The sequence below is a fragment of the Enterococcus hulanensis genome, from assembly GCF_005405485.1.
Taxonomy (GTDB): Bacteria; Bacillota; Bacilli; order Lactobacillales; family Enterococcaceae; genus Enterococcus_A; species Enterococcus_A hulanensis.
Map to the genome: position 1 here is coordinate 205,048 of NZ_BJED01000003.1, position 24,542 is coordinate 229,589.

Sequence of the window (24,542 nt, forward strand, 5' to 3'; positions counted from 1 at the left end):
TTAAAAAGACAAAAAAACATCTAAAGCAACAGAATCTGCCTTAGATGTTTTCTCGTATTTGTTTGCTTTAAGCCGTTTTCGTAATAAATCGAAGATGACGGCTTTAACGCTTATTTGTATTTTTTCTTCAAGTAAATGTAGAAAGGAATACCTAATGCTGTGATCACGATACCGACCATTGCCAATTGGAACTGGTTAATCAGGGTCATCACTAGGATGAAAATTCCGCCGATGATCGCAACGATTGGAATGATTGGGTAAAGTGGTACTTTATAAGGACGAACCAAATCTGGTTCTGTTTTTCTTAATTTGATTACTGCGATAAATACTAATGTGTAGAAGATCCAGATGACGAATACCAGCATGTCAGTCAGCATATCGAATCCGCCGATCATCATCATACCGATAGCGATCACTAATTCTAGGATACCTGCAATGTAAGGAACGTGGTTTTTGTTTAATTTTACTAATTTATCTGAGAATGGTAATTGTTTTTCAAGTCCCATTGTGTAAGGAAGACGCATACCAGTCATGGTGTAACCATTGATCGTTCCATATACAGAGATCAAGATACCGATCGTCACTAATTTACCGCCCATGCCGCCGAAGATTTTTCCAGCAACATCCATCGCCGCATTTTCGTTACCTGCTAAAGCAGACATATCCAATGTACGTAGGAATGCGAATTGTACTAATAAGTAAACGACCATGATCCCTAAGATTCCGCCAGCGATGGCACGAGGCAAGTCGCGCGCTGGTTTTTTCAATTCGCCGGCGATATTTCCGACGTGAATCCAACCGTCATAAGCAAACATTGTTGCTAATAGACCGGCACCTAATGCTGGGGCAAAACCGCCAACCGCTGGTCCTGCTTGGACTGGGAACAAGCTGACTGAGACATCTCCTTGGCGCATCAAACCGAAGATAACGATCAATGCTAGAGGAACTAACTTACAAACTAACGTGATTGATTGGAACATCCCGCCGGCCTTTGAGCCTAGGAAGTTGATCAACATGATTGACGCCGCAGCGACGATTGCGATCGGAATGATCGTTGCATCGCTCATACCGAATAAGTTCTTGAACTGAGTGGCAAAAATAATTGATAAAGCGGCTACGTTTGCTGGGAAGTAGATGACTACTTGCGCCCAACCAAGTAAAAAGCTCCAAAATTCTCCATAAGCACGTTCGATGTAGCGCAGCATCCCGCCGGTTTCTGGAATTGCTGCCGCTAATTCCGCACCTGTTAATCCCGCACAGACACTGATCAATCCGCCTAGGAACCAAGACAACATATGCAAGCTGGTTGACCCGGTTACTGCAGCAACACTGGCTGCTTTAAAGAATACCCCTGCTCCGATTACAGTACCCATTACTGTCGAAAGAGCCGGGAAGAATGTCATCGTTCGTTTTAATTCACCTTGTTGTGAACCAACGACGTCTTGTTGGTTGACTGCCATAATATTTCCTCCTTATTGCGAAGCGATTTCTTGTTCACTTCTTAACTTGATCTTTAAAACAAATAATTGAAGTTATCGAATAAGAGAAACAGAACAAAAAATTGCGATATACCAAGTATTTAATAACTACCTTCATTTGTTCGGTCATTATCTTAACACGAGGAAAGAAAAAGGGAAACGTTATTTTAAACATTTCCTTTTTTCTTATTTCCCCCTCATGTTCTATTAAGAAAAACTAGCCGTTTTATGAATTTACTTTATCAAAAGACACTTTGGTTTCGATGCCTTCTGCCTTAAATTTTGCTGATAGTCTTTCTAACATTTCATCCGTCATTTTGTCTAAATCAAAGCTTGGACTGAAGTCCCATTCTTTGCGTGCATCGCTGTCGTCGATGGAATTAGGCCATGAATTTGCGATTGCTTGGCGCGCTGGATCAACGTCATAGTTCAATTCAAAGTCTGGAATACGACGGCGGATTGAAGCCGCGATTTGTTCTGGTTCAAAGGCCATCGCTGTGATGTTGAATGAGTTGCGGTGTTCCAAACGGCTTGCATCCGCATTCATTAATTTCACGATTCCTTCGATTGCATCATCCATATACATCATATCCATATATGTTCCTTTATCGATAAATGATGTGTAAGATTTGTTTTTTAATGCTTCGTAATAAATGTCTACTGCGTAATCTGTAGTACCGCCGCCAGGTTCTACTTTATATGAGATCAAGCCTGGGAAACGGACGGAACGAGTATCCACACCATATTTTGTATGATAGTAGTTTTCCAATAATTCACCGGCTACTTTTGTAACACCATACATTGTAGTTGGGTGCATCACAGTATCTTGCGGTGTATTATCTGGTTCAGCATCTGGTCCGTAAGCTGCGATTGAAGATGGTGCGAAGAATTTAGTTTCTGGTCCGATTTCGCGAGCCACTTCTAAAGCGTTCATTAAACCAGTCATGTTCAAGTTCCAAGCAAACGCTGGACGTTTTTCAGCTGTAGCAGAAAGTAATGCTGCCAAGTGAATGATCGTATCAACTTCATAGCGTTTTGCCATATCTAAAAAGTTTTCGTAATTGGTTACATCTAATTCTTCAAATTGACCATTTTCAACTACTGGGCTGCCTTCAATCGTACGAATATCAGTTGAGATGACATTCTTAACACCTAGATCTTTACGGAGTCTTTCTGTTAATTCTGAACCGATTTGTCCTAATGCGCCTGTGATCAATACTTTTTTCATGGATGTGACTTCCTCTCTCTTTAGCTTAATTTTGCTTTTTTATTTGATGATGTTTAATTCTTTGCCGACTTTTTCATAAACTTTGATTGCGTCGTCTAACATTTCTTTTGTGTGGCCTGCGTTTGGCATGTTACGAACACGGCCTGTGCCTAGTGGTACTGTTGGGAAGACGATTGGTTTAACGTAAACACCGTTTTCCAATAATTTCTTAGAAAATTCTTGTGCTAATCTTTCATCGCCAACGATAACCGGAGTAATCGGTGTTTCAGAATGACCGATATCGTAGCCGATTCGTTTCAATTCATCTTTAAAGTAATTCGCATTATCCCAAAGTTTTTCAACATATTCAGGATGTTTTTCAATCAAGTCAATCGCTTCAATACTTGCACCAGCAGCTCCAGGTGTTAATGAAGTTGAGAATAGGAACGGACGTGCTTGTGATTTCAACCAAGTGATCAATTGTTTTGTTCCGGCTACATAACCGCCGACAACGCCGATCCCTTTTGATAATGTTCCCATTTGGAAATCAATATGATCTTGCATGCCAAAATGTTTAACTGTTCCGCGGCCTTTACCCATAACTCCAGTTCCGTGAGCATCATCGACGTAAGTGATTACATTGTATTTTTCGCAAATTTCAACGATTTCAGGAATCTTCGCTACGTCGCCGTCCATTGAAAAGACGCCGTCGGTAATATACATTACTTTGTTGTATTCGCCGCTTTCAGTCGCTGCTTTTGCTTTGGCTTCTAAATCTTCCATATCTTGGTGGTTGACGCGGATGATTTTCGCGCCGGATAAACGACAGCCGTCAATGATTGACGCGTGGTTTAATTCATCTGATAAAATTGCATCGCCTTTTTTCATAACTGCTGAAATGGCACCCATATTACAGTTGAAGCCAGATTGGAAAGCAATGGCTGCTTCTGTTCCTTTGAACTCAGCGATTTTTTCTTCTAGTTTTTGGTGGATGTCTAAAGTTCCGTTGATCGTCCGAACCGCTCCTGCACCTGCTCCATAGTGTTTCGTTGCTTCCACATCTGCATTGATCAGCTCAGGTCGAGTAGCAAATCCTAGATAGTTGTTAGATGCAAGGTTGATCATTTTTTTGTCATTAACAGTAATGATTGGACCGTTGCTTCCTTCTAACACATCGATTGTATTGAACAATCCTTTCTCTTTTAAATCTGCCAAGTTCGTTTCAAGAAATTGGTCAAGAACTTTTGAACTCATAACGATTCTCCTCCGTATTGATTATTGCGCAATTGAAGTTGTTATTTTTTAGCTTTCAAAAAATGAACAGCTGCTCAATTTGTTTGCGCTTTCCTTCTGTACACCCATAGTTTATGCGGGATTGATAACGTTTACAACTTTAAACCTCGACAATTCTTTGAATTATCATAGAAGTTAGAATCTTTCTAATCAATTTTATTTAATAATTCAAAATTTAGTTTTTGGGTTGAGAAATCCCGCTCATTTTAGCGATTGAAATACGAAAAATACAACGTGTCTTCTTTCACAATAGGCGAGTAATAATGATTCTAAAAAAATTCAGATCGGTGAAAACGCTTATCTGACGTTTTTAATCTTTGCTTTTTTCTACGCTCTTTTTCTCACAATAAAAACTCTGTTTTTTAATTTTCGATAAAGAGAATGAGTTTTTATTGCCCCGGCGAGTTTCTAATCATTTCCAAATAAAACGCGATTTTATTTTCATATAAAACTGTGATTTCGGCTTTTTCACCCGATTTTGGCATAAAAACGATGAAATTTAGCTAAAAAAAGCGAAAATATTTGTAACCTAAAAATTTTAGACTGAAACTCGAAATCTATTTCTTAATAAATGATGGTCCTAAATGAATTTAAAGAAAAGCTGTTATTTTCAAGGTATCCAGCCCTTTTTTCTGCGTTAATGGTCAATTTAAGAAAAAAAGACGGTACTTTTCTTTATTTTTTGGAATAAAAATGAATTAGTATTTTGAACCATTCAAGAGTATGATAATTTTAGAAACAACAGAAAACGGATACATTACCGACAGGAGCGAATTGACATGAAAAAATCAGACGTGCAAACGAAACCATTAACCGAACGACAAATCTTCTCCATAAAACGCGACAACCTTGAACGTAAAATCATCAGCTACTTCGAGCATTCTCAGAATGTTTCGGCTGTAATCGAGTACGCTGTGGCGATCATGGTGCGAAATACATTGATTCTCAGCGACTATTCCTTTATGTTTCAAGACTTGATTTGCGAATTGCTGCTGACTGCTAAGCCTAGTAATACGCTGCGCAGATACTGCTATTATTTTAAAAACTACTTTAGCGATGAGAATGACTGGCAAAAAGTCATCAATCGTTTGTTTAAGAATCAAGAGGAATTTCAGCATTTTACCAAAGAAGCTCGTTTATATAGTAGATTTTTGACCACCCCCGGCACCAGCACCAGCACCCGCAAATATCCTGACCTTGAGCTACGTCTGATCTCGATCTTTGAAGACGCGGCTGGTAAAAAGCATCGAATGTCATTGCGTGACATGGATGAAACCTACACAAGAGCGCATACCTCGAAAATTTTAGAAATCCTGACGACGCTTTGCGAAATTCATCAAAACTAGCCGTCCCGGCTCAAAGGATACCTTCGATGATGATGGGTGGCCGGAAGAGCTGCAGGAGGAGTCTGTCCAATTCGTTGATGCCGAGTTTTCTGAGCCAGATCCGATCGAGATCGTTGTTCCCGCAGATGTTGATCCAAGCGGCTTAAATGAAAGCGACGTGTTGGCCTTGGTTCAAGCCGCTCATCCGGAAATCGACAGTATAGAAAATATCCCTGTCGCCTTTGTTGAAGAAGTACCCGCAGACTCTCCATCTGCAGAACAGCCGCCCGTGATAGCAGAACCGCTGCCTTGGCCTGAAACTGACGCAACCGCCACTAAACCAGAGACCATTAAGGCCGCCGCTTCGCCGACGCCTGCCAAAAAACCGAAAAAAAAGAAGCCCAACACAAGTAAGCTGGCCTATAGAATGAATTTGATCGATAACTGGCTAAAACGGCATTCCAAAGAATAAGACCTGAAAAATCGCTTCATTAACAAGGGTTTATTTAGTGCGCCAAATTTCAGCGACTGATTCGGCCGATAAAAAAACTGCCGAACTGAGAAATTTCTCTCAATCCAGCAGCTTATTCAGCCTACACTTTTTTTCTTAAAACACTCATGCCGATAGTCCCAATAATTCCCAGCCCGATTAGAGACAGAACAAGCGAACCTGTTCGTTTCTCACCTGTGGCAGGTAATTTCTTTGCACTTGCTTGAGACTGACCAGTATGAGGCAGTGTTTTTGGTGTGCCCGTGGTCGTTCCGCCATTGCCAGATGGGGCTTGGCCGCCGTCTCCATTCGTTGTTTCTTCTGCCGGCGCAGCTTTTAGGTAGACATAGGTGATTGTCTGCTCTTCTGCTTGGTAGGTTCCCTTCGCATTTTTCGGTGCTTCTTTGACCTTCCAGCCGTCAATCGTTTTTGCCGTTGTTTCGTATTCTTTGCCAATGGTGCCGATTTGTTGTTCGGCAGGCGCCAGCTCGGTGCCCGCTTCATCGACGTATTGAATCGTGATCGCACCTTTGTTTGAATAGATATACGTCACAATCTGCGGCTCTGCATTATACTTCCCGGCGACATTGCCGCTTGTTTCCTTCCATTGATAGCCTTTGATTTCTTTCTGCTCAGTCTGGTAAGCTTCCCCGACTTCCCCCTGCGTTGTAACAGGATCGGCTAATACTTTCCCCCCATCGCTAAGATAATTAGCGATCACTAGACCCTTTTGCTTCTTATATATAACGGTAATATCTTGCGCCTTCTCTGTGTATCGCGCCTCTTTCGTTAATCCCTTAATTTCTTTCCATTGATAACCAGAGATTTCTTTGTTCATCATTTCGATCGGCAAAGGTGTCCCAACTGGTTGTTCATCAGTATAATCTTCAGCCAGTTTCTTGCCCGCTTCATCTTGATAATGAATCGTCACTTTGCCTTTCTGAACATCTTTCTCATAGACATACGTCACCTTTGTAATGCCCTCAACGTATTGGCCGCTTTCAGCGCCGATCACTTCTTTAAAGCTGTAACCTGCAATATCTTTTTTCGCAGTTGTATATGAGTTGCCGATTTCTGCGATCGTCACTTCGCTATTTAGCAGCGGATGACCGGTTTCATCTTGATACTCTACGATCAGAACACCTTTTTCAACGCCAGTCCCCTTTTTCGCATAGGTCAAGGTCACTTCTTGATCTTGAAGCGCATACTTTCCGCTGACCTTCCCTTCGATCCCCTTCAAAGTATAGCCATCAAATAGTTTCACTTCTGCCGTATAGATATCGTCAACATCTCCTGTCAACTCAACATCTGGACTCAGCGGTACGCCATCCTCATCTTGATAATGAACGATCACTTTCCCCTGCTCCGCGGGATTCTTGGTATACACATAAATCACTTGGGTAATCCCTGACACATATTTGCCAGCAGCAGCCCCTTGTACTTCTTTAAATGTATAGCCCTCGATATCCTTTTGAACCGTGGTGTAATCACTGCCGATCACACCCGAAGTCATCTCACTACCTGCTAACGGTCTTCCTGATTCGTCTTGATATTGTGCCAGCACGGTGCCTTTTTCTTTGGGAACCTTAATGTAAATCAAGGTGATTTCCTTCGCCTCATCGCTAAAGATACCGGTGATCGAATCACCTTCTTTTACACCAGAAAAAGCATATTCATCGATTTCTTTGATTTCTGCATGATACGAATCGCCTAATGCGCCGGTCAAGGTGACATCCGGGCTGATTTGGACCAGATTCTTATTTTCATCATAGGTCATATAATGAACGATGACCGGCTCTGATTTTTTCCAAACAGCATACAGCGTTTCATTGCCCTTAGGAATCGTAATGGTTTGACCCGCAGCTAAATTAGCATCCGGTTCTTTGGCATTCTTATCCTTGGACCAGCCCGCAAATTGATAGCCCTCTCGTGTTGCCTTCAAATCTGTACCGGCTGGAATCGTTTGATTCAAATCCTTGTAACCGACTTGGTAATATTTTTCCGGCTGCGTGCCTTCATAATAGATCGTGCCTTCATATTTCGGCAGCACCGTTCCTAGATCAAAGATCCCGCCATTGCTGTCGTATTTGATCCAATCGATCTCAATGGCGCCAATGTCCGCTTTCGCTGACCGCGGCAATCCTCGTTGATCTTCATTCACTGCCCGAAGATTATCTACCTGATCATCCGCCAATTTTTCTGGTGCAATCGGAACTGTTGGTAAAACGATCGCATCGCTTGAAGTTCCGGCTTTGATTTTATTGTAATTATCGACTAAACCAACCGGAACTGTTCCAAAAACATCTTCCATCGTTACCGAAGTCGCAGTGCCGTTATCATAGCCGAGGTTTGATTCGAGATTCCCAGCACCATCAACCCTGCCATCGGCAATATTTTTTTTGCTAGCTGTACGTGATTTGTTGCCAGCAAATAGATTATTCGCGTAACGTCCCGCTGAATAATTCAATCCATAGCCAGAGCTTCCGATCGCACCGCCATCGTATACCGCTACGTTTTCAACAAAACTATTGTTGATATAATCAACTGCAGCTCTCCTGCCTTCTAACGGTCCGCCATTCGCGTAAATCTGGATCGCTCCGCCATTATTCGCTGAAAGATCCTGCCCTAAAGCTTTGTTTTGGTAAAAGGTATTATTGATAAAGGTCGCTGCACTTGAGATGTTGTCATTCGTTTGAATCAAGATCGCCCCGCCGTCATCACCAGCGACATTACCTACAAATGAATTTCCAGTAAACAAAATATCGGTGCCATTCACCGTATTGAAAAATGCGATCGCTCCGCCATCTGCTAATTTAGCTTTTCCGCCGCCAGAAACATTCTCGACCGATTTGTTGCCTTCAAAATAATTATTCTTGAAGGTGAATTTCGCTGAGGCGCTTGGTTGGAAGAAGTAGATCGCGCCACCCTCACCGCCGACATTTCCGGTTCCCGCCTGAAGTGTTTCATTGGCAATAAATTTAGAATTGGATACTTTGAAATTCGCTGAGTAGCCTTTACAGGCAATCGCACCACCAGAATATCCCGATGCATTGTTCACGTTGTTTGAGAACGTAGAATTATTGATCGTCGTATTTCCGGCTGTATAAAAGGCGCTGCCATCGTCGTATCCGCGAAAATTATTGACTACGGTATTTTCTAAAATGAACTCGCCCTTGTAGCCTGAGACGGATAACGCTCGAGCATTATTCCCCAGTCCTTGCAAATTAAAGTTTTTCAACGTCAATGTGGAGCTCGCTGTCCCAGTCCCGCCGCCGTAAGAAAACAACTGCTTTCCTGCACTGGATTGAATCGTCTTGCCCTCACCGTCAACTTCTACTTGATACGGTGATTCAGCTAATCCGATCGTGGCGCTGAGGTCTGTTGGGAAGGCGCCGCTCAATGTGACCCGCCGATTTTCTGGCGCATTCTTCACTGCATCCTGCAGCTCAGCTACCGTATCGACTGCCACTTCATCCGCAAAAGCCGTCTGTCCAGCTGCCCCTAAAATAAAAACACTTAACATTGAAACAAATAAAATAGTCCATTTGTCCTTCTTCATTCTCATTATCCTCACTTTTCCTTTTCAATCCTCACTAGCATTAAGAAACAATCGTTATTTTTAATGTAAATCAGTCCGATATGTATCTATGGAACAATTAATCCAAAAGGATTCAACATTGTTTGTAGATTCTTCAATGCTTCAAATACTTAATCGATTCCACTAACTTAAAAGTAACTAATTTTTAATCAATTTAATAATCATTGTAATTTATAAAGAGATTATATTCAACTGTTATTAAGGATAAATTATTAAAAGATTAATTGAACGAATTCATTTTCTTGTTTTTCAGATTTATTAATACTTAATACAAAAAAATACTATTAGTGGTTTTGAAGAAAGAGAAAAGAATAAGCTGAACAGATCTTCTAAGGATCAGTTTTGAAGAATGGAAAGCAGCAAAATCGTTATCTTTGATTCAAACGCTTCAAGTAACGATCCTTGCATTAACAAGTCGCAGCAAGTGCATCAAATGACCTCGCTTTTTTGCGACAAAAAAACTCTCCCAAAAGACAGAATTCACCTATCCTTTGGAAGAGCTTGCTGTTGACTGTTAGTTTAAAAAATGCAGCGTTACGGCTAAACGATTGCAGAACCATCGAATATCAAACAAAGAAAAACGGAGTGGATCTCTCCACTCCGAAAAAGTCTAACTTTTATAGTTTGATTAATCTACAATCAAACAGTTTAATGATTTGCTGTATTCTAGGACAACCGTTTTGGCTATCTCTTGATCAATCTTTCCCTCTTCTTCTAATTGATTGATCAACTTTACAACCGTATCATTTTCCTTTCTTTCATTCACTTGAATTTTTTGGATCAATTTATCCAATCTTTTTCGAATCGTTGGATAGCTAGTTGAGTAAGTTTCAGCCAACTCCTTTATTGAACCTGAAGCTAGTATAAATTTTTTTGTAAAGTTGATTTCTTCCTCATTCAGTTCCGAGAACCAGCGAGGAATTCTTCCATTTTACACCTCATTTCTTCGCTTCGTTATTTGCGAACAATATTTGTCTTTCTGATTAATATTGCACTACCAATGATCAACGTTATTCCACACCAAATCAGTAATGAATCCGTTACACTACCCGTTTTAGGCAACTCTTTCTTCGTTGATTCTGATGCTCCATTCACCGTTTGATTTCGAACAGTCACATTGCTGCCGCCTCTGTTACTTGGTGTATTCTGAGCGCCACCGCCTAAATTCCCCTTGGAATCGTCTGTTGGTTTCTTCTTACTATCATCTTTTGAATCATCCGAAGTCTTCTCTTTAGAGCTGCTACTGCTGTCTTTGCTTGTTGAAGCTTTCGTCGAATCTGTACCTTCATCTACAGATGATGATGGTTTCGTCGAATCTGTACCTTCATCTACAGATGATGATGGTTTCGTCGAACTGCTTTCTTCTGTACTGCTTGAAGATGGCTTCGTCGAACTGCTTTCTTCCGTACTTGATGATGGTTTCGTCGAACTGCTTTCTTCCGTACTTGATGATGGTTTCGTCGAACTACTTTCTTCTGTACTACTTGAAGATGGTTTTGTCGAACTGCTTTCTTCCGTACTTGATGATGGTTTTGTCGAACTACTTTCTTCCGTGCTGCTTGAAGTTGGTTTCGTCGAACTACTTTCTTCCGTACTGCTTGAAGTTGGCTTTGTCGAACTACTTTCTTCCGTACTTGATGAAGTTGGTTTTGTCGAACTACTTTCTTCTGTACTACTTGAAGATGGTTTCGTCGAGCTACTTTCTTCTGTGCTACTTGAAGATGGCTTCGTCGAGCTACTTTCTTCCGTGCTGCTTGAAGATGGTTTTGTCGAACTACTTTCTTCCGTACTACTTGAAGATGGCTTCGTCGAACTGCTTTCTTCCGTACTGCTTGAAGTTGGCTTCGTCGAGCTGCTTTCTTCCGTGCTGCTTGAAGATGGTTTTGTCGAGCTACTTTCTTCTGTGCTACTTGAAGATGGTTCTGTTGAACTGCTTTCTTCCGTACTACTTGAAGTTGGTTTGGTCGAACTACTTTCTTCCGTGCTGCTTGACGATGGTTTTGTCGAGCTACTTTCTTCTGTGCTGCTTGAAGATGGTTCTGTTGAACTGCTTTCTTCCGTACTGCTAGTTGGTGGTGTGATCTCGCCAGCGTACTCATGTGCGCCGATATCTGTTTGTCCATCAGTCAAAGCATTTCCAAAATAATCATGGCCACCATTATCAACAATAGCTGTTCCTGCGTTGATCGCTGGTGAAGAAGATGTTAATTGGTAGCCAGCTACGCTATCTAGTCCAATTCCGCCTGTTCCTGGAGCAGTCATTACTTCTCCTTCTACCGCTTCATCTTCCTTGATCCCTCGTTCATGCTGAGGTTCTTCAGGGAGCGTGATAGAATTGTAGGCTCCGGTTAACTCTACAGAAGGATTCTTAACTATAGTTGGATTTTCCTCATTATTCGGCAAGTTCGTATACCCATAATAAAGATTATGATCGTACTTAACTGTTGCCGGATGCTCTTTACCATAATGAGCTGGTTGCCAATATGGTGTCACATTTATTCCTTCATTATAGAATAGATTATTTTTCATTCGCACATACCCTGGTTCTTCTTGACTCATCACAGTTACATCGAGTCCAGGTCCAGTATACAATGTGTTGTTATAAACGTAAGCAGTCTCCTCTTCTGAAATTCCCGGATAGCGAGGGTCATAGTAATCCGGATTCAAGCTGTTGGAAACTAAAAACAGATGCTTCCGATCATTTTGACTGATATTATAGCGAATCAAGCTATCAAAATTTTTCGGTGAACAAATCAGCATAAAGCCGCCTTCATTGTCATGACTGTAATTATATTGATAGATTGTTCCAGTGCCAGAATCGCAATCATAGGCTTCCCCGTCGTAATTATCGACCGTATTAAACGCTTCGTTGTATTGGAAATTTGGGAAGTAGCACAGCCACGGCCAAATCCCTGCGTTCACTTGCCAAGTGCCATTCTCTTTACTGGTTAAGTCCCATTTCGAATGGCTGAAGCTTGCAGTATCTGAGACATTGTATTGAATTAATGGTTTGTAGCAGAATTGCGGAACGATCGCATCGCCGCCACTTTGCTTCACATAATTATTTTCAATCAAAACGTCGGTATGTCCATATTGTTGGATCACACCAGCTTCAATCGTAGTCGCTTCGGTGTCAGGAGTGATAATATCCCCATAAACTGTAGCACCTACTGAAATTCCTGTACGAGTTACATTATCAACCTGACAATTAGTTACCGAAATATTATGAAAACGTGTAACTTCACCAGTAGGTGTTCCCGTAACTGTAAAGAAGATTCCGCCATTTCCGATATCCTTTGCATTCCAACTGCCGTTTACATCACTGACATCTAAATTGTCCACATGGATATCTTGCGTCAACCCATTATTTTTGGCTAATACGTACATACCCACACGATCTTTTTTAGACATTTCATTCGTGTCTTCACCCGGACCAATATTAGTGATCGCTAAATCTCGAATAGTCCAGTGACTGGCATTGAATAATGTAACAGTTGAATAAATGTCTTTCTTCTCCATTTGATCAACGTAACCTTTGCCATTACCGTTGATTGTTGCCTTACCGCCAGTATCACCGTAACTTTCCAAAATAATCGGTGCCCCATCGGCTCCTTCACCGTTCTTATCACCTTCCAAAACAAGCGTATCATCAAACACACTAGCTTCATGGAGACGAATCGTATCACCTGGTTCAAATTTTGTTTTCTCTATTTTGTCTAGAGTGGCCCACGCCTGATCTGGCGAGGTACCTTCATTCGTATCATTGCCGCTTTCAGCATTTACGTAGTAGACTGCCCCAGCAGCCTCCGTTTTTTCAGGTAATACCCCGAAAAGCAACGGAATAACCAAAGTCAGCACTCCTATAAACGGCCATATCTTTTTCTTTTTCATTTATTTCTCCCTATTTGACTTCCACTTCAGCCTGCTTCACCCATTTTTTTACATTTGCCTGATAATGTTCCTTTTCTAAACGCAAAGCAATTTTTTCCTTTACTACCTCAAAGGATTGCACCTCTCCCGCCTTACTTGATAGACAGTAGTAGCTCCATGACTTGTCTGCATTATCAAACGTGACACTCCATTCCCCAATGGAGAGATCGTTTACCGCCGACAGGTCATCCTCTCGATATTTGATCCAATCCCGCAAAGTGGTTTCATTCAGAGTAACTTGCTCAGAAGTGATACCTGAATGAGTGATTAATTTTTCTTGCGTCGTATCTTCTTTACGTAATTGTTCGAGCGTTGATTTTTTACCAGACACACGATAAAGTTCCTTTGCGTCAATTTCCTTAAACTCTGATTGATGCTTATCATAGTAACTGCGCATCATTTTAGTCGTGATATCTTTGGCCCCGATCTTCTTTAGCTCATTGATCGTATTGCTTAATGAGTAGCGATAAAAACTGACTTCATCGTACATTCTTAAACCATAGACGACTTGTTTCTTTTTGATTTTCCGTTCATTTTCTTGATTGACTGTTTTCAATTTCTTTTGCAAGGTCTTATAATCTGGAATCGTTTCAATCTTCTGCTTTTTTGCCTGCTGCAGCTGAACTTTGTCTTCCACGATCTGTTTTGCCAAAGCCTTTTCATCCAAACGAGGATACAGTTTTTGGTAAAAAGTATATTCGGTCTCCGATATTTTCTGATCGTTGACCTTCATCACCCACTGACTGTTTCGCCAGATCAAGCCCGCCATCAATAAAATGAGTCCAACCAACAAAATAAAAACCGGTTTTTTTAGTTTTTCTTTCATGCTTCACCTCTGAAAACAGAGAGCTGATCCGCTTCGTTGATACCAACCTGCTTGCTTTTTGGTTTTAGCGAAAAGTTTATCGCTTTGATTTTCTTCACTTTTGTTTGCGCGAATACCGATGGCCCTTCTGAAAATTTCAAGCCGTACACTTTGCCGAAAAGCGGCGGGAATGTCACTTTGCCATTGCTATCAGACAAAACAACGAGAGGCTTACCATCAAATATAATAGGATTTTTTCCACGCCTTCCTGACAGATACACTTCTTGTTCTGTAATTGGCTGCTTCGTTGTTTGATCCAGCAGATAAAAGGTAAGCTGATACTTTCTCCGTCCAACCATTGCTGTTCGAATGATCCGATAAAAGATCCATAAAATCAGCAGAGTGCCAATGATGACTGCTGCCAGCATCAAAAGCTGTTTGAATTTCTTCCGCTCATCCACTTGCGCTTTTTTCTTAGCCATCGCCTTGGTATAGGGAATGCGATGGCCGCGAACCAACAGCCGATGAGAATTCACTCCATAAGGTGTACATGTCATCAACGTCACATAATCCATACCGTCAACGATCAACAAATCCTTTGTCTCAGTTGGCTCGATCACTTTGATTTGATCCACCTCATACGCATGAGTCTCATTCAAAATCTCAAGGTAAAACTGATCCTGCTTTTTAAGCTTTGGCAGATCAGTGAACAGCTTCGCCTTTTTCAATCCACGGTGGGAAGAAATGACACTGTGGGAACTTTCGCCTCCGTTGATTGAAGATGTTCCCTCCAACACCGTTGCGCCTTTAGATAGAAAGAAATCATTCGTCACATCAAAAATCGGAAGCTTCACATCAATTTTAGGAATAATGATCGTTCCTGTCGTATGTTCTTTGACATAGGATTGAGTCGGTTTTGGCTTCTTTTCTTTGTTTCTCCGCTGTTGGGAAAAAGGTTCACCATCTGATCCAGGATTTTTTTCCTTTTTTGCTTTTTCATCTTGCGCCGCCATTTGTTTTTGCAGCTTTTCAATCTCAGCTTTGTTTTTCTTTGACGCTTCTCTTTGATACTTTTGGACAGTTCGTTGATCAAGGTAGTCGTTGATTCCTTGACTGATTAACGGATAGACCAGTAGTGCCAGGCCGAAAAGAAAAAAGAGCATCATCACCAGTCGTTGGATCAATACTGCTGTTGCATTTGATTTTTCTTTCCGCTTCACCATAAAAACTCTCCTATCCATAACAACTGTCGTTTTTTTGAAAAAGGAAGACAGCAACGATTGATGTCGCCTTCGTTACTGTCTTCTAAAGCTTCGTGCTGTGAGTTTATTACGCTTCTTTACGTTGTGAGCGCATGTAGGCAACTCCTACGATCGCCATCACAGCAACCCCTGCAGCCATCATCAAGTAAATACCTGAACCACCAGTTGACGGTAGGCTGCCTTTTTGTTTGTTGATTACTGTTTCAGCCGTACCAGTATTTAACGGATCAGTACTGTCGAATGAATTTTTATTGACTTCAAATGATACTCGATCTTCTAGTAATACATATTTGTCATTTGGTGCTTTTGTTTCTTCTAAATAATATGTGCCATCTTCCAAACCTTTGATCGTTACATACCCTGAACTATCTGAAACGAATACTTTCGCGTCATTTAGATTTGCTACCCAAGAGATTTCGCCGTTTGCGCCAACCTTCAAGTACTTCGCAGAATCATTATCCGCATCACGTACAACAAATTCCGCGCCTGCTAATGCTTCGTTGTCATTTGAACCATCAACCTTCACAAAGTTGTATCCGCCAGTATAAACCTCTTTACCTGAACCAGTATCAGTATCATAATCTGTGTCAACTTTCGCAGTATTGTTTACTTCCACACCCGGTGCGATTGTTTGCATCAATTCCATTTTGTAAGTCATTGTTAGTGTTGCATTTGGTTCCATTGCTGCAATACCTGCTGGAGTAAACGCCACTGTGAATTCGCCAGCTGTTGTTTCATTCAACGTATAGTGAGCTGGTGAAGTAAATGTTGTCGTACCATCAGTTAAAACTAAAGTCGTATTATCTAGTTTCAAATGCACGCCATGTGTATCTTTGATTTCATATTTCACGTAGCGCGGTGCATCGTTCACTCCGTCTCCATCTGTGTCAATTTGGTCTTTGATACCATTTGGAATGACGGTCTCAACTTTATAGTCGATCTTGTCGCCAACATTGACTGAACCGCCAGTATTGGTTTTCTTCACATCGATATCATCATTTTGAATGGCGTTCGTGCCAGTAAATGCTTTTGATTTGTTGGCATTATCCAAGGTAAATTGTTGGTTGATTGCACCGTTTTGGATCACATAACCAGGCGCTGTTGTTACCTCAGTTAAATAGTAAGTTCCGTATAGTAAGCGTTGTTCAGTGAATTTACCAGTTGCGTCGGTTTTAAATTTATACGCATCCGCTAGGTTTGTTGACCAAGTTGGGGTGTCTGATCCGTCAAATCCGCTTAAGTATTCAGTCGTTGCAGCCTTGTATACATCCTTGCGGTGGATCACAAACTCGACATTTTCCAACGGAATCGTTGAGCCATCTCCAGCTTTCAAATTGGAGATTTTTTCTACTTCGATACCTGCTGTTTCAACGACGTTTTTTGGATATAAGTGGATCGTATCTAACGTTACATCGCTAGCATTTTTGACAGGTAAAGCAACGACCATGTTATCAGCTGTCGTTACACCAGCCATAGGTGTTTCAACAATGACATAAACAGCGTTTTTGCCACCTGTTTTGGCTGGTAGATTCGCAAATGTCAAATCGCCGACAGTTCCAGTTGTTGCAGTCGTTTGCGTATCGACAGGTGTTGCAGGACTGTAGTTTTTCCCCTTCATTGTTGCCAAAGCTTCATCCATCGTGTATTTTTCAGTTGTCGCTGAATTAACTGAATTTAGTAAATTATAAAAATCAGCTGTTACATCGTAGATTTTAAATTCTACTCCGCCAAATCCAGCAGCCGAATTGAATGCCGGCATTTCTTCCCCGGTATTTTGAATCTCAGTTTGTGCGCTGCTAAAACGTTTTTTGTGTAATTTGATATCTACAGTCGTTCCTGCTGCCTGTGCAGTTAACGACGACCCGAAACCTAATGCGATGGGCAACACCATAGCAAGGCTCGCAATTATAACCAATAATTTCTTTTTCACTTTCATTTCCTCCAGTTTTCTATTTAGTTGTTTTCTTGTTGCTGTTTTTTTCTAAAGCCATAAACAACGAACACTATTAAAATTAATAAACCGCCTAGTATCCCAAAATCTAAGATTTTTTCACCGGTACTTGGCAATCGGCTTGAAATGTTACGGGCAGTATAAGTAGTGTTTGAACCACCAGCTGCTTGAACGTCGTTGTTCGTTCCTCCGCCACCAGTATTTGGCAATTTACTGTTCACAACTTCTAATGCGCCAGTCGTTTTCCCCGCTTCATACGTGTTCTTCTCGATCTTAAAATCAATCGGCTTTTGTAATCGGCGGTACCCATCCGGGGCAATCGTTTCTTCTATTTGATACGTACCATAAGCTAAACCCTTCACCTCAAATAACCCTTCTTGATTCGAAACGAGTTTTAACAACGCTTCATCGTTAGCTGGTTCATCTGATTTTTTCCACTCATACTCCGACGTCAAATAGTTGCCTTCTTTGTTCTTCACCACGAAAGTTGCGTCTTTAAGTTTTGACTCGTGATTACTTTCATCCACTTTGATAAAGTGATAGCCGCCGGTCAGCACTTCTTTTGAAGTAGATGTCTGTTCCTGATCCTTTAAAGAATCGTTGTATTGCAACAAGACTTTGTTGTAATACGGCGTGTCAGGTGCCGCCCCTGCTTTGATCGATAATTGATATGAAATCTTCAATTGAGTATCTTGGTAAGCTACTAACTTACTTGGTACAAAATCTACAACAAAGCCATTTTCTTTGGCACTGACTTGATAAATGTCTGAATCAATCGCCTGTCCTTTTTGATCGACAATTTTTACCGATTTAAGATCCGCTGCCAAAGCCGGATCAGGCGTATCAATTACTTTGAAATATTGATAGCTGCTGATTGGTATCGGAATCGTTACATTGATCTCGTAATTAATTGCTTCACCATAAGTGAAATCCGCGTGATCCTCTGCCAATTTCTTCTCGATTTTTGGTTCTGTCGGAATTATCAGCAGACTGTCATTTTTGGAATAAACATGAACCGCTTCATCAGGCACCGCATTATTCAACTCGTCTTCGATTGGAAAATGCATGATGATCGAATCACTTGGCGCAGCTTGACTGACCGAATCGGTCTCAATGAATAAGTAGCTGGCGTCATGCGATTTGTTTTTCTTAGCCAATGCCAGTTTCAGCACACCATCCATTGACTCATTCTGTCCCTGCTTGTTCGGCACCTCCATCTGCGCCGTCTTCCCTTTGGCAACAACTTCCATCCCTAAACGATTGGGAACTGCTTGTCCGATCGCTAAATCGGCAACTTCCGCTTTCGTTACGCTCTTAGCCTGTTCCAAAGCTTCTTCATGGGAGGTTGAATGTGTCCGAACAAAATGCGTGATATCGATCACGGTAAACTCCGCTCCATTGATGCCTTGTTTTTCTTTTAGCAAGCTTTGACCAGTTTGATTCGGTTTTTCAGCCTCCTTGTGCAGATAAACAGTATGAGTTTCTGCCGCCGCAACAGGCTGCGAAAAGAACAGGTTTCCCGCTAAAAGAAAGACTGTCGCCAGAAGCGAGAGTATAATAGAAGGTTTCTTCATATTAAGCACCCGCCTTTCTGCGGTACTCGATGATTCCGCCTACCAAGATAATGAACGCGAGAAACGCGCTAGCAAAAATCATCTGTTGTCGCGAGCCCTTGCCGCCAGTTTCTGGTAATGGTACTTTATCGCGTTTATTTTCAACTTGGACGCTCAATTTTTGTCCGGTATTAAACTGAACAGTAATTTGATTCGTCTTTTCTCCAGCTTGATTTACATAAGTCACAGCATATCCAGAGTCATCAACCTCATTCAACTGATAAGTTTCGCCTTCTGATAATACATCGGTCCAATCAGTGATTTTGGTTATCGAATCCTCTGGATCAGTATAGAAGATGATTGGTACTTCAGTATTTTTGTCGGTTACTTCTGCTCTTCCGTGAGCGATCACGTTGTTCGAGCTATCCAATAGCTCAAATTTGAATGTTTCCTTTTCAAATACACCATCTCCAACAACTTTTTTAGTAGCGTTAAAATCAAAAGTATCGGAGTTTACAATGTTGATAGTAATATCCTTAGCCTTATTGTTATAAACAACTTCAAATTCATTGCTGTCAGTTCCCGTACCACCTGAATAATCCACGTTGTAGAACTGGTTCACTGTTTCAACTAATTTATATTTATTACCTTCTGTCAACACAGTGGTCCAGTCAGTTATTAGCGTACTCGGTTCATAATTTGCTTGGGTATAAAACTCGATTATCTCCCTTTGTCCTTTAGTGCCAACCAACACCTTGCCGTATGCAACAGTATTTCCTGAACCAGCCATTTCCTTAAGTTCAAACTCAAATGTCTTAGCGGGTGTTAAATTACCAGAACCTTTTACTTCTTTATAGGCTTTAAAATCAAAAGAATCTTTATTCGTTACAGCAATCTGAATTGATTGAACAGGGTCAGTTGGATTTTCTGTGTGGCTCACTAAAAATTGATTGTCATCATTAATATTTCCACCTGAATAACTAACTTTATAACCCTGCGTATTTGTTTCAACTAATGAGTATTGCTTCCCATCTTCTAGTATCGTCGCCCACTCCGAATCCTTTATTCGATTATTATAAGTAGACTCTTTATAGAACTCGATTGAATGACTAGTATCCTTGTTCGAAATATTCACTTTCCCAAAGGCAACAGCCACATCAGAACTATCTCTAATTTCAAACTCAAACAACTTTTCACCAGTAAAGTTACTTGATCCCTTAACAACCTTTGTTGCTGAGAATTTATACTTATTCTTGTTCGTCATACTTAAATTGATGAAAGTCGGCTTTGATACTGCAGTAACTGTGAACGGTATTGGTGTTTGATCGGTCAAATATCCATTTGGTGCTTCAACTTCTACTAACTCATATTCACCAGCTTCTAGACCATCTGTTTGAAGTTTTCCATATTGATTAGTCGTGTATGTTTTTATATATTCGCCATCTTTATACAATTTAAATTTGGCGCCCTTTAATACCTCTCCAGTTTCATCATCTGTCTTTTGTAAGATTGCGTAGGTAAGATCTTCTAGTTCGGCAGAACCGCCAATTTCAACAAAATCCACATGTGTAGCAGTTTCATCTTTACCATCTTCACCATAAAAATATTCTGCTTCATTCACATACTCGCCTGTCCCACCTTGAACACTAACTTGAAAGGCTATATCATATGCTACAATCGCACCTTTACTTGGGCTGATGGCCTTGTTTTCATTACCAATACCATACAATTTCTTCAAATTTTCTTTTTCTTCATCTGTTAAATCAGTTGTTTCGTCGATGAGTGTAGATACAATACCCTCATTGATATCTTCATATTGAAATCCATTTGATCCTGGAGTATCACCTAAAGAAGCTAAAAACGTTTCTCGACCATTTGCTTGTTCGTAAACACCGTATGCCCTTTGATTGTGTTCCTTAGGATAATTTTTAACTCGCTCATAAAAATCCTCATAGCTTTCACCGTTATTAGGGGTGAGCTTGGTAAAAGAACCGTGAACTTTAATATTGCCATTTCCTAGTCCGTGACTGCTTATTTTACCATCAGCTGTTAGTGCGTTAATTGGAACAGTTACCCATAAAGAACCCTCATGGAACTTCACCCCTGGCGGAAGATGATCTACTAAAATTCCATCTTTCTTTTCTTGAATATATCCGCCTTCAACTTGCCCATTTTCTTTGTATTTATCAGCGAGTTCTCCTAGACTCGTATGATTCACTTTAAGACTCCAGACAATTGCATTTTGATCGCCTAATTGATGACCATCCTTCTTAAATTTTTGTTCTTCTTCTGGATATTCTGGCTTTTCAATCGGACCAGGCGGTTCTGGCGGATCGATCGGTGGGTCAGGGGGATCAATTGGGGGATCGATCGGATTAGGCTTTATCTCAACTGGAGTTCCTTGTCCGTTCCCACCACCGGGAGATGTTCCCTCTTTTTGGGCTTTGCCTTTTGCAGTAAAGACACCATTGACGATTCTTTCTGAATTCACGCCGTCTTCTGAAAGAGTTACTTTCACTAAACCATCTATTATTTTATATGTTCCGATCACTTCATTAGTTATCGGATCTCTTATAATGAAATCAAAAGCGCTATTGGGAAAATGAAAAAATTCTGATGGTGGTAAAGTTACTGTAAAATAACTACCTGCTTCGACCTCTGGCATCGGATTAATCGACCAGGTAAATTTAAACTCAACATCATCACCAACTTTTACCTCGTTTGTTTCTGATACCGGACTTCCATTTACACTAACCTCTGATCCGTGTATTTGCACAGCCCCGGTTATATCCTCTACACTCAGCAAAGTTAATTCTTCAGTATCACTTGATACTAATTTCGGAAAATTCACTGAAGAAAAAAGTATAAAAGCTATAGTAAATAAATTAATCAACTTTCTTCTCATTTTTATCCATCCAATCTTTAAATTTATGATCTTTTTTATCTCCACACTTATTCCATCCGAATACGAATATTGGATGAAATAACTATCCGTTACTCTAATAGAACCCAAGGAATAATCATGTCTATAAAAAATTATATGATAATCAATAAAATATTAACTACTTTATTCATGAACAGTAAAATAATCACCTGAGCGTCATTCCAAACAAAAAAAACAGACGTTTATGATGCATAAACGTCTGTTTTTTTCTATATCATTTTAAATTATCTTTAATTCATCATTATATTAAACATTAACATTTAAATTATTTTAAATAGAAATCATCTATATTTAATCACGAGATCATTTCATGGGATTCAACAGTTATTTTCACATGATTTGTATACTCTTCTTAACCCAATTGTTATATAATAAGTATGTCGACTTATTAATTATTGCTGACATTTTTTTCGAAATAATTTATTAACCTAATAACAAAAGGAAATATCCACATATGATTAACTTTTATACTGCTGGTATGTCCACAAAAGAGATGCTGATTCTGCTTTTCTTTCAGATGACACCTGCTTTGATTGTTTACTGCGGCGCACTTAAATATTGTTTTCCTACAAAAATTAATTGGCGGACCATCCTATTATTGTCGCTTTCCGCCTATAACTTGGGCTGGATATTCAATACGATCATCCAATACTATTTTCAGGATCTTTTGGCGATTCATAATGCTTTTAGCATTATTTCCCAATCATTAATGATGCTGATTTTGTATCTGGTCTTTCACAGAGGCGAGCGAACCTTTCTTATTGATTTAATGCTGGTTACTATTCTCGTGACTTTGGCGGCAGGTCTATTCGAATATATCTGTATCTTCCTATTAAATAGAGTAGGCGCTCCATTAGCTTCCACCAAAATAATCAATTGGTACTTTTTAGTTTTTTTGCTGTTTCTTCCATTACTAAGAAAACTATTGAATTGGATCAATCTTTTTTTAACCAATTCACTTTTATCTTTGCTTGTATTGTTGTGGATGCTTTTACTGTCGCTAAACTATTTCTTTATGTTTGTTCAAGTCTGCTCCATAAGAGAAGTAGCTGGGCAAACAAACTACTCGTCGATAATTTTTTTAGCTGATAGTTATATTGGACGTTCATTGATCAAATGGTTGGCTCCTTCAGCAACATTTATTATTGAACCGATCTATCATGTTTTCTTTAAAGGCTCTGTGCTTATCTTTATAAATATGACTGGTTTAACTGCTTTTTCCATGTTGATCTTCATAAACCGCCGTACGAGAAAAAGATTGGAAGCTCAGGAGCGAGTAAAATATGAGTTAACGCAATACATTAATAGTCTTGAAAGTGTGACCCAAAACATTCGAAAGAATCACCATGATTTCAGCAACCTGCTTTTTTCTTTGGGCGGATATATTTACCAAGAGCCCATCAATGAAAAGGAGCTAAAAAAATATTTTGAAGATGTTACACAAACCTTTGAGGCGGATTATCATTACTTTTTAGAAATATCCCGACTCAGCAACTTAGAAAATCCTGAGTTGAAAACTTTGATTTTCACCAAACTAATGGCGGCGACAAAAGAAGATATCCCCTTTGATATCGAGATTGATCAACCAATTAAAAAACTGCCGATTGACCATCTGGCTTTGGCACGAATTTTCGGTATTCTGATTGACAATGCTTTAGAAGCTGCCGAAGAAAGCGAAAAACCGTTTGTGCGTTTGGCTATATTGGAAGAAGAGCACCATTACTTGTTTGTTCTGGTTAATGCGACTAAAAACAGAACTATTTCTCCAGCTTTGATGCAAAAGGAAAACTTCTCAACTAAAGGTGAAAATCGCGGACTAGGACTGTCGATTGTTCAATCGATCATTCAGAATTATTCTCATAAATTAACATTGAAGACGACACAAAATGAGCAAGAGTTTTGTCAAACATTGATTTTAAAAAAGGAGCGTGTCTATGGCACTTAAAGTTTATATTGTAGAGGATAATAGTGCTCAACGAGCGATTCTCGAACAAACCATCACAAATTATCAGTTATTCTCTGATTGGGAATTTGAATTGGCTTGCAGTACCGGCTCAGGTGATGAGCTGCTGGAAAAAGTCGACCGGAGAAATCAGTGGAATGTTTATTTTCTGGATATCAACTTAGATGAGGAGGCGGACTTGAAAAATGGTTTTGCCGTTGCACAGGAAATCCGAAAATTTGATCCGCTGGGATTCATCGTTTTTATCACCGTAAGATCTGAACTAAGTTTCTTAACTTTCCAATATCGCGTTCAAGCTTTGGATTTCATTATTAAAGATCCGAATGTTGATATTCGCGAGCGGGTTCATTCCTGTTTAAAAACGATTGAACAACGCTTGGATTTACTAACGACTAGTCAAACGATCAAATTAAATACCGGAAATGAGATTACTTCATTTATGGTGGATGATATTCTTTACTTTTCTTCTAACAAGGGACACATTTTATCATTGCATACAAAGAATAATGAATATTTAATTTACCAAAACACTCTAAATCATCTAGAAGAACAGTTGCAGGATAGTTTTATTCGCTGTCATCGCGGCTTTTTGATCAATCAAAAAGCCATCGCTTCAATTGCTAAAGACTACAACTCATTGATGATGGATGATGGGGCGACGATTCCGGTTGCCGTTCGCAAAAAAAGAAACTTAAAATCGCTGCAAAACAAATTGATCCTATGTTCTTAGATACCTAAAAGGG

Annotated in this window: 15 protein-coding genes; 3 read left to right on the forward strand and 12 right to left on the reverse strand. The window is 40.2% G+C overall.

Annotated elements, in window-relative coordinates; all coding sequences use genetic code 11:
• Positions 1-110: 110 nt before the first annotated feature.
• From FFR60_RS04900 to FFR60_RS04910, 3 genes are all read right to left on the reverse strand, one after another.
• Positions 111-1,460, reverse strand: coding sequence for an APC family permease (locus FFR60_RS04900; RefSeq protein WP_088934335.1), 1,350 nt, complete (start codon positions 1,458-1,460; stop codon positions 111-113).
• Positions 1,461-1,704: 244 nt separating this feature from the next.
• On the reverse strand, positions 1,705-2,706 hold the full coding sequence (locus tag FFR60_RS04905; RefSeq protein WP_137663284.1) for an NAD-dependent epimerase/dehydratase family protein: 1,002 nt from the start codon (positions 2,704-2,706) through the stop codon (positions 1,705-1,707).
• Between the two features lie 39 nt (positions 2,707-2,745).
• A complete protein-coding gene (locus tag FFR60_RS04910; RefSeq protein WP_137663285.1) occupies positions 2,746-3,939 on the reverse strand; it encodes a glycine C-acetyltransferase in 1,194 nt (397 codons plus the stop codon).
• A gap of 818 nt (positions 3,940-4,757) precedes the next feature.
• On the opposite strand from FFR60_RS04910, the gene FFR60_RS04915 reads away from it, so the two are divergent.
• Positions 4,758-5,324, forward strand: a complete 567-nt coding sequence (locus tag FFR60_RS04915; RefSeq protein WP_137663286.1) for a hypothetical protein — start codon at positions 4,758-4,760, stop codon at positions 5,322-5,324.
• Positions 5,325-5,504: 180 nt separating this feature from the next.
• On the opposite strand, the gene FFR60_RS04920 is transcribed toward FFR60_RS04915, so the two are convergent.
• The 9 genes from FFR60_RS04920 to FFR60_RS04960 all read right to left on the reverse strand — a co-directional run bounded on the left by FFR60_RS04920 (position 5,505) and on the right by FFR60_RS04960 (position 21,797).
• Entirely contained in the window at positions 5,505-5,711 is a 207-nt protein-coding gene (locus FFR60_RS04920) for a hypothetical protein (RefSeq protein ID WP_137663287.1), read from the reverse strand.
• 185 nt (positions 5,712-5,896) lie between these two features.
• Positions 5,897-9,352, reverse strand: a complete 3,456-nt coding sequence (locus tag FFR60_RS04925; RefSeq protein WP_137663288.1) for a MucBP domain-containing protein — start codon at positions 9,350-9,352, stop codon at positions 5,897-5,899.
• A gap of 667 nt (positions 9,353-10,019) precedes the next feature.
• Positions 10,020-10,313 carry a DUF2089 family protein gene (locus FFR60_RS04930; RefSeq protein WP_137663289.1) on the reverse strand — a complete coding sequence of 98 codons (294 nt, stop codon included), beginning with the start codon at positions 10,311-10,313 and terminating at the stop codon, positions 10,020-10,022.
• A gap of 32 nt (positions 10,314-10,345) precedes the next feature.
• Complete coding sequence (locus FFR60_RS04935) at positions 10,346-13,282, reverse strand: LPXTG cell wall anchor domain-containing protein (protein ID WP_137663290.1); 2,937 nt, start codon at positions 13,280-13,282, stop codon at positions 10,346-10,348.
• Between the two features lie 10 nt (positions 13,283-13,292).
• Complete coding sequence (locus FFR60_RS04940; RefSeq protein WP_137663291.1) at positions 13,293-14,147, reverse strand: SurA N-terminal domain-containing protein; 855 nt, start codon at positions 14,145-14,147, stop codon at positions 13,293-13,295.
• The gene (locus FFR60_RS04945; protein ID WP_137663292.1) at positions 14,144-15,349 is read right to left on the reverse strand and encodes a class C sortase; all 1,206 of its coding nucleotides are present in this window, start codon (positions 15,347-15,349) and stop codon (positions 14,144-14,146) included. The genes FFR60_RS04940 and FFR60_RS04945 overlap by 4 nt, the downstream gene beginning before the upstream one ends.
• Positions 15,350-15,455: 106 nt before the next feature.
• Positions 15,456-17,318 (reverse strand): SpaH/EbpB family LPXTG-anchored major pilin, encoded by a 1,863-nt coding sequence (locus tag FFR60_RS04950; protein WP_137663293.1) that lies wholly within the window; start codon positions 17,316-17,318, stop codon positions 15,456-15,458.
• A 23-nt stretch (positions 17,319-17,341) separates the two neighbouring features.
• Positions 17,342-18,913 (reverse strand): SpaH/EbpB family LPXTG-anchored major pilin, encoded by a 1,572-nt coding sequence (locus FFR60_RS04955; protein WP_137663336.1) that lies wholly within the window; start codon positions 18,911-18,913, stop codon positions 17,342-17,344.
• 1 nt (position 18,914) lies between these two features.
• Entirely contained in the window at positions 18,915-21,797 is a 2,883-nt protein-coding gene (locus tag FFR60_RS04960) for a prealbumin-like fold domain-containing protein (RefSeq protein WP_137663294.1), read from the reverse strand.
• 493 nt (positions 21,798-22,290) lie between these two features.
• Here FFR60_RS04960 and FFR60_RS04965 point away from each other — a divergent pair, with 493 nt between their 5' ends.
• Together FFR60_RS04965 and FFR60_RS04970 are read left to right on the forward strand one after the other, a co-directional pair.
• Complete coding sequence (locus FFR60_RS04965; protein ID WP_137663295.1) at positions 22,291-23,781, forward strand: sensor histidine kinase; 1,491 nt, start codon at positions 22,291-22,293, stop codon at positions 23,779-23,781.
• On the forward strand, positions 23,771-24,529 hold the full coding sequence (locus FFR60_RS04970; protein WP_137663296.1) for a LytR/AlgR family response regulator transcription factor: 759 nt from the start codon (positions 23,771-23,773) through the stop codon (positions 24,527-24,529). Before FFR60_RS04965 ends, FFR60_RS04970 begins: the two co-directional genes overlap by 11 nt.
• Positions 24,530-24,542 lie beyond the last annotated feature (13 nt).